The following is a 7,108-nucleotide window of genomic DNA, read 5'->3' on the forward strand; positions in this document are numbered from 1 at the left end:
TAGCGAGGCGGGCTGGCCAATGCAAGGGCAAAACCGCCCCGACGCAAGCGCTCGTCAGGCGGAGGCCTAGAGCGACGGCGTGGCGAGGTCGCGGGGAAGGTGGATGATGAACTCCGTCCCGTCCGGGCCCGTCTTCAGAAGCTCCAGCCGGCCGCCATGGCCGCGGACAAGCTCGGCCGCGATGGCAAGGCCGAGACCGGCACCGCCCTTGCGGACATTGCCCTGGAACGGCTGGAAAAGATGGTCGCGCGCACGCTCCGGCAGGCCGGGTCCGGTGTCGCCCACCCGGATCCACCACCCGGGCTCTTCCTCGCCCGCCCCGACCTCGATGGTGCCCGGGCGCTCCGTCGCCTCGATCGCCTGCCGGGCGTTGCGCACGAGGTTCGTCAGGACCCGATGCAATTGTTCCTGATCGGCGCGGATCGTCAGCGTGGCGGGCACGTCGGTCACGAAGTCCAGCGCGGTCTCGCCCGCCGCGAGCCGCTCGCTCTCCACGATGTCGCGGACGAGACCGGCGAGCATGAACCGAGCAAGCGTCGGCGGCGGCTCGTCGGCCTTGCCGAAGGCGAGCGTGGATTCGCAGAGCGCCACAGCCCGGCGGATGGAGCCGACGAGCTTCGGCGCGGAGCGCTTCACCATGGGATCGTCGCTGCCCTCGATGCGGTCGCCGAGAAGCTGCGCCGTCGTCAGGATGTTCCTCAGATCGTGGCTGACCTTGGCCACGCCGCTTCCAAGCTGCGCCAGCCGCTCCTTTTGCTTCAGCGCCCCGGTCAACTGGCGCTCCATCGACCTGAGCGCCTCTTCCGCCTCGCGCAGTTCGATCACCTCGGCATGGGGCTCGATCACCCGCCGGGCATCCTCCGGCGCCTCGGCGTAAAGCCGCATCTGCGCAACCAGCCGGCGGATCGGCGTCACCAGAACCTGCCGGACCGCCAGGAAGAGGAGCGCCGCCGTCACCGCCGAGATCAGCGCCGAAAGACCGAGGATGCGCAGGCCGTAGTCGATCATCGCCGCCCGCAGCGGAGCCGTGCTCATCGTCGCTTCGATCAGCAGTCCTGCCTGCCGGACCGGGTCGCCGATTACGCGAATGGTGCGGTCGGTCGGATCGACAAGGCAGGCCACGGCGTCACGGATGAGTTCGAAGGCGGAGGCCGCCCGCAGGTCGTAGCTTTTCCAGATCGGCGCGGGAATGGGCGAGGAGAGCACGAGCTGGCGGACCTCGTCGCGCCGGAGGACGACGTTGAAGACCTCGGCATTCTCGAGGAGTTCGCGTTCGAGGTTCTCGTCGATCATCTCGTCGGTGGCGAGGAGCGCGAGCGAGGCGATCTGCGCCCGTTCGAGGCGCGACAGGATGTAGTCCTCGCGGAAGCGCGCGACCGACGGGACGAAGATCAGCACTTCGGCGAGCATCACGAAGAGCATCGTCAGGAGAAGGAACCGGCCCGAAAGCGTGTTGAAGAGCTTCAATCGTCAGATCCCTTCCGCCCAACCGCGGCAGTTTCGCCGGGCGCTGGCCTGCCGCGGTCGACCCTAGGATAATCATTCGCCGCGGGCTGTTAAACCACCCGCCATGCCAGGGCCGCCGCGCCGCCTGCCGCATTGTGGTGCGAAAGGCGGAATTCCGGGCCAAGGCGAGTTGACTTGGCCCGCGAGGGCGTCTAAGAGCCGGGCTTCGAATGACAGCGGCCTTCGAATCCGTATCGGTTTGGGCTGCCCGAAAACGGAGTTGACGCGATGAAGCGCACCTACCAACCGTCGAACCTCGTCCGCGCCCGTCGCCACGGCTTCCGTGCGCGCATGGCGACCAAGGGCGGCCGCAAGGTTCTGGCCGCGCGCCGCGCCAAAGGCCGGAAGGTCCTGTCGGCCTGAGCGCCGACAACCAGGCACACGGCATGACACCGCCGGAGGCGCCCGTGCAAGGCCAGATGGGCCGGGGCACGGACACGCCTCCGGCGGTTTTCGTTTGCCTGACGCTGACGAAACGCGCCGACTTCCTCCGCGCCGCGCAGGGGCGCCGGCAGGGGATGCCGGGCTTCCTCCTCCAGGCGCGGCAGCGCCAGCCCGACGAGGCCGACCCGGCCGCGATCCGCGTGGGGTTCACCTGTTCGAAGAAGCTCGGCAACGCGGTCGCCCGCAACCGCGCCAAGCGGCGCCTGCGCGAGATCGCCCGCGTCATCCTGCCCCTTCACGCCCGCCCCGGCTGGGATTATGTCCTCGTCGGCCGCCCCGAGGCGACGGCGGCCGGCGATTTCGCCGAGATGAAGGCCGACCTCATGCGCGCACTCGACCGCATCCACGGACCGAAGGCATGAGCCCCCTCGCCCATGTCGTCGCCCTGCCTGTGCGGGCCTATCGGCTGATCCTCAGCCCCTGGGTCGGGCACTCCTGCCGCTACCAGCCGACCTGTTCGGCCTATGCGATCGAGGCGCTGGAGAAGCATGGGGCGGTCAAGGGAAGCTGGCTCGCCCTGCGCCGCATCGGACGCTGCCATCCCTGGGGCGGTTCGGGCTACGATCCGGTACCGAGCCACGCGCCGGACGCCGGCAATGGCGGGGATCAGTCCTCGAAGGGCTGAACGCGGACCAGCCGGAAAGGTGTGCCGCCGCCCGCCGCCGCCTCGACCTCGGTTCGGTCCAGGTTCTGGTAGACGAGATTGATCGCCATGACATCGTCGAGCGTCACCGGCTCTGCCCTGAACCGTTCGGGCACGAAGCTCCCCTCGGCGGCGGCAGCCGCAAGCTCGGCCAGAACGTCGCGACCGAAGACGATCGCGCCGTCGAGGTCGGTCGACTTCAGCTCTGCCCCCGCGAAGCTCGCCCCGACCAGAACCGCGCCCCGGAAGGTCGCCGCGCCGAGCGCCGCGCCGTCGAACCGTGCGCCGAGGAGAACCGCACCGTCAAAGCTCGCCGCCGTCAGGAGCGCGCCACCGAAGTCGGTGCCGAAGTGCACGGACCTGTCGAAATCCGCCCCGGCGAGGAAACTCGAATAGGGGGCGTTTTCCGGCAGGAAGGGCGCACGAGTCCGCTCTGGCCCGACCGCGGCAAAACTCGACCGGCGGAACTGCGCGTCCCGAAACCGGGCATTCTCCAGATAGGCCCCGCCGAGGTCCGCCTCGGTCAGGTAGCTGCCGGAGAGATCGGCGTAGGACAGCCGCGCACCGAGCCCGGTCAGAAGCGCGATGTCGGTGTTGTGCAGGTAGGCGAAGGACAGGTCGAGCCCGGCGAAGTTCAGCGCTTCGAGGTTGTGAATGCCTGCGCCGAGGAGAACGGTCAGAAGCTGACCCCGCTCGGGGCTGGCCGGCCGGTCGATGAGCCGGTTCTCCGCCTCCGCTTCCGGCCAGCGGAAGGCCGTCGCCATCCGCGCGTAGCTTTCCGGCAGATCGGCCCGCCGCCGCAGCATCGCGTGGCGCATCTTGTCACCGGAGTCCTCGGGTCGCACGCCGAGATCGAGGAAGCGGTAGGGCTGGGTTGCACGCGAGATCGACGTGATCCGCAGCATCAGTTCCCGGTCGAGCGTCGCGGGGTCGATCAGGTTGAAGATCCCGGAACCCGGCGCTGGCGCCCGATCGCGGTCTGCCGCGTCGAGCGCAGCGCCGAGCCGGGCGGCGATGCCCGTGATCTCGACCGCCAGCGCGGCGTTGCGGGAGGCTTCCGCAAGTTGCACATCCTGGATGAGAAGCATCGTCTGTTCGCCGATCCGTAGGTTCTGGTCGCGCAGGAGATCGGATTGCACGGCAAGGAGCTGGTTCTGCTTGAAGAGCAGCGCCGTCCCGGCGAGCGCCGCCATTGCGGCGATGAGCGCGGTGAGCGACGCGATGATCCAGCGGCGCGCGCTTATCCAGGCGTAGCGCGCGAGCGCAAGCGCCACAACCTCGCGCGCCGCCGCCGTGGCGCCAGCCGCATCGCGCTCGATCGTGCGTTCGGCCATCGCCGAAAGCGGCGCGGCGATCCGCTCGATCTCGGTTTCGGCATGGCCGAAGAGCCGCCGCAGGATCGGCCGGCGGGCGAGAAAGAGCATCGCGCCCAGGAGCGCCACGACGAAGAGCGCGGAGAGGAAGACGAGCACGATGAGCCCGGCGCCGTCCTCGAGGTAGGCAAGCCCCGAAAAGGCGACGAGGAAACCCGCCGCGGTGCCGAAACCAAAGACGAGCACACCCATCCACGGTCCGAGGCCCGGGCGCCCCGCCGGCGCCGAATCCGGCCGGCTAGTGTCGCGTTCCGCCATGTCCGACGACCCTCTGACGCGCGGTCTGCCGCTCTACGACTTGACGATGGCAAAGACCTGTCCTTATGGCAATCTGCGACCCATGCCGGAGCAGCGCCATGCTCGACGACGCCGACGACATCCACCCGCTGTTCCACGGGGCCCCCTCGACGACGGAGTTCCGCAAACTCCGCAAGCGCATCGTGCGCGAGGTGCGCGAGGCGATCGAGACCTATGGCATGGTCGAGCGCGGCGCGCGCTGGCTCGTCTGCCTATCGGGCGGCAAGGACAGCTATACGCTGCTTGCCGTGCTGCACGAGCTGAAGTGGCGCGGCCTTCTGCCCCTCGATCTGCTGGCCTGCAACCTCGACCAGGGCCAGCCGGGATTTCCGGCGACCGTGCTGCCCGAGTTCCTCACGAAGATGGGCGTCCCGCACCGGATCGAATACGCCGACACCTATTCCATCGTCACCGACAAGATCGCGCCCGGCGGCACGATGTGCTCGCTATGCTCGCGCCTGCGTCGCGGCAACCTCTACCGCATCGCGCGGGAAGAAGGCTGTTCGGCGGTCGTCCTCGGCCACCACCGCGACGACATCCTCGAGACCTTCTTCATGAACCTCTTTCACGGGGGACGGCTGGCCACCATGCCGCCGAAGCTCGTGAACGAGGATGGCGACCTTTTCGTCTGCCGGCCGCTCGCCTTCGTGGCCGAGGCGGACTGCGAGAAGTTTGCCCGCGCGATGAACTACCCGATCATTCCCTGCGACCTCTGCGGCAGCCAGGACGGACTGCAGCGCAAGCAGGTCAAGCAGATCCTCGACGGCTGGGAGGCGCGGAACCCCGGCCGACGGCAGGTGATGTTCCGCGCGCTGATGAATGCGCGGCCATCGCACCTTCTGGACCCGAAGCTCTTCGATTTCGCCGGACTCGCGCCGGGTCGCGCAGATTTTAGCGATGTTCCGCGGCTCACGGGCGGCCTGGATTAACCTCGCGGTCACCCCCAGCAGCCTAGCGTCCGTCGAAGCGCCGCGCACCGCGGCCGCAGATGGATGAGGCCCGCATGGTCCGGCACACCCCGATCACAGCCCTCCGCCGCGCCGCGGCCTGGCTTGCCGCGCCGGAATTCCTGGCGCTCTATCCCGCGCTTGGCCTGGCTCTCCTCTGGTTCGGCCCCAGGGGGGCGGTGATCACGGCGGTGGCGGGTGTGCCGATGGCGCTCCTGGCGCGGCAGCGGCCAGACGCGACAAGACGTATCCATGCCGAGCGTTTCGCCGTCGAGGCGCCGCCGCGGCACGTCATCGCGGCCGCGCTCGACGACGCCTACCAGACGCAGGAAGACACCGGCAGGTCCTCAGCGTGCCTCGTCGTCGGACTCGACGATCAGGACCGTTTCGTCGCGACCTACGGGCAGGAGGCCCATGACCGGACCATGGGCCGCGTCGGCGAGCGAATCGCCAGCGTTCTGCGCGAGCGGGATGTCGTCCGCCGGATCGACGCGGCCCGGTTCGCCGTCGCGCTCGCCCCTGCGCGGCGGATGGACCTCGAGGCGGCGATCCAGATCGCGGGCCGCATCCGCGCGGCGGTCGGCGAGCCCTTCTCGGTCGACGCGATGACCGTCTATGTCAGCGCGTCCGTCGGCTTCTGCCTGACGGCCCGCGCGCCCGAACGCGCGGGCGCAAGCGCGCTCGCCGCGGCCGAACTCGCGCAGGACGACGCACGGCGGAACGGACCGGGCGGCATCCGCGCCTATTCGGCGGACATGGGCCGTGCCGCGATGGAACGGGACGCGCTGCGCGACCAGGTGGACGCGGCGCTCGAGTCCGGAGAGATCGTCGCCTACTTCCAGCCGCAGCTCTCGACCGACACAGGCGATGTGGCCGGATTCGAGGCGCTAGCGCGCTGGCAGCACCCGGTCCGCGGCGTCCTCACGCCAGCCGACTTCCTGCCGGCGATCCTCTCGGCCGGGCTCGGCGAACGCCTCGGCGAGGTGATCCTCGGCCAGGCACTTTCGTCGCTCCGGTCCTGGGACCGGGCGGGTCTCCGCGTGCCGCGGGTCGCCGTCAACTTTTCCTCGGCCGAACTGCGCAACCCGAACCTCGCCGCTAAGCTCAGATGGGAACTCGACCGCTTCGACCTTTCGCCCGAGAGGCTGACCGTGGAGATACTCGAATCCGTGGTCGCAGAAACCGACAACGACCTGATCGTCCACAACATCAGCGCGCTGGCGAAGCTCGGCTGCAGCATCGACCTTGACGATTTCGGCACCGGCCACGCCTCTCTCTCCTCGATCCGCCGCTTCTCGGTCGGACGGATCAAGATCGACCGGACCTACGTCACGCGCGTCGATTCGGATACGTCGCAGCAGCGCATGGTGGCGGCGATACTCTCGATGGCCGAACGGCTCGGGATCGAGACGCTTGCCGAGGGCGTGGAGACGATCGGCGAACACGCCCATCTTGCCCAGCTCGGCTGCACCCATGTGCAGGGGTTCGCCATTGCCCGGCCGATGCCGATGCATCTGGTCCAGGACTGGCTCCTGAACCATCGCGCCAAGCTGAACGCCGCACCGGGAATCGCCCGCCGCACCGGCTAGGGGCCGCGGCCGGGCGACGGCGCAGGGGCGCAATCTCCCGAGCCCGACGAGGCCGACAGGAGGGGTCACGCCCGTTTCAGCGGGAGGCCGGGATGCCGGAGGCACCACTGGCGGCCCGATGCCGGGTGAGCGGACCCGGTCGCGCGCTCAGGTCACCCTCCGGCGCCGGCGAAACCGCTTGACCTTTGGCCCCCCGTTCTGTTGAACCAGCCGCAACCTCGGCAGGACGGGTGGTGGGTCCGAATGGACGATCAGAACAAGAATCTCATTCTCGCGACGGTGCTGTCGTTCCTCGTGATCCTCCTGTGG

General features: G+C 69.1%; 7 protein-coding genes. 5 read left to right on the forward strand and 2 right to left on the reverse strand.

All coding sequences use genetic code 11. The annotated features are described in order from the left end of the window. Positions 1-66: 66 nt before the first annotated feature. Entirely contained in the window at positions 67-1,422 is a 1,356-nt protein-coding gene (locus F9K34_RS05630; RefSeq protein ID WP_291335935.1) for a sensor histidine kinase, read from the reverse strand. A gap of 312 nt (positions 1,423-1,734) precedes the next feature. On the opposite strand from F9K34_RS05630, the gene rpmH reads away from it, so the two are divergent. The 3 genes from rpmH to yidD are packed head-to-tail and all read left to right on the forward strand — an operon-like array spanning position 1,735 to position 2,575. Beyond that, positions 1,735-1,869 (forward strand): 50S ribosomal protein L34, encoded by a 135-nt coding sequence (gene rpmH, locus F9K34_RS05635; protein WP_291335928.1) that lies wholly within the window; start codon positions 1,735-1,737, stop codon positions 1,867-1,869. 23 nt (positions 1,870-1,892) lie between these two features. Further along, positions 1,893-2,312: a ribonuclease P protein component gene (gene rnpA, locus F9K34_RS05640; RefSeq protein ID WP_436405714.1), complete on the forward strand. Its 420-nt coding sequence runs from the start codon at positions 1,893-1,895 to the stop codon at positions 2,310-2,312. Then, positions 2,309-2,575: a membrane protein insertion efficiency factor YidD gene (yidD, locus tag F9K34_RS05645; RefSeq protein WP_291335930.1), complete on the forward strand. Its 267-nt coding sequence runs from the start codon at positions 2,309-2,311 to the stop codon at positions 2,573-2,575. The genes rnpA and yidD overlap by 4 nt, the downstream gene beginning before the upstream one ends. Here the strand turns inward: yidD and F9K34_RS05650 are convergent. Further along, a complete protein-coding gene (locus F9K34_RS05650) occupies positions 2,557-4,158 on the reverse strand; it encodes a pentapeptide repeat-containing protein (RefSeq protein WP_291335931.1) in 1,602 nt (533 codons plus the stop codon). The genes yidD and F9K34_RS05650 overlap by 19 nt on opposite strands. Positions 4,159-4,322: 164 nt before the next feature. Between F9K34_RS05650 and ttcA the strand changes: the two genes are divergently transcribed. Both ttcA and F9K34_RS05660 read left to right on the forward strand, forming a co-directional pair. Then, positions 4,323-5,192: a tRNA 2-thiocytidine(32) synthetase TtcA gene (ttcA, locus tag F9K34_RS05655; protein WP_291335932.1), complete on the forward strand. Its 870-nt coding sequence runs from the start codon at positions 4,323-4,325 to the stop codon at positions 5,190-5,192. Positions 5,193-5,266: 74 nt separating this feature from the next. Then, positions 5,267-6,799, forward strand: a complete 1,533-nt coding sequence (locus F9K34_RS05660; protein WP_291335933.1) for a putative bifunctional diguanylate cyclase/phosphodiesterase — start codon at positions 5,267-5,269, stop codon at positions 6,797-6,799. Positions 6,800-7,108 lie beyond the last annotated feature (309 nt).

Origin of the sequence: Albidovulum sp., from assembly GCF_008933605.1 — a bacterium.
Lineage (GTDB): Bacteria > Pseudomonadota > Alphaproteobacteria > Rhodobacterales > Rhodobacteraceae > Albidovulum.

Coding starts and splice junctions, on each gene's coding strand:
- F9K34_RS05650 (WP_291335931.1), bottom strand. CDS start 4,158: ATGGGTGTGCTCGTCTTTGGTTTCGGCACCGCGGCGGGTTTCCTCGTC.
- rpmH (WP_291335928.1), top strand. CDS start 1,735: ATGAAGCGCACCTACCAACCGTCGAACCTCGTCCGCGCCCGTCGCCAC.
- rnpA (WP_436405714.1), top strand. CDS start 1,893: ATGACACCGCCGGAGGCGCCCGTGCAAGGCCAGATGGGCCGGGGCACG.
- F9K34_RS05630 (WP_291335935.1), bottom strand. CDS start 1,422: ATGCTCTTCGTGATGCTCGCCGAAGTGCTGATCTTCGTCCCGTCGGTC.
- ttcA (WP_291335932.1), top strand. CDS start 4,323: ATGCTCGACGACGCCGACGACATCCACCCGCTGTTCCACGGGGCCCCC.
- yidD (WP_291335930.1), top strand. CDS start 2,309: ATGAGCCCCCTCGCCCATGTCGTCGCCCTGCCTGTGCGGGCCTATCGG.
- F9K34_RS05660 (WP_291335933.1), top strand. CDS start 5,267: ATGGTCCGGCACACCCCGATCACAGCCCTCCGCCGCGCCGCGGCCTGG.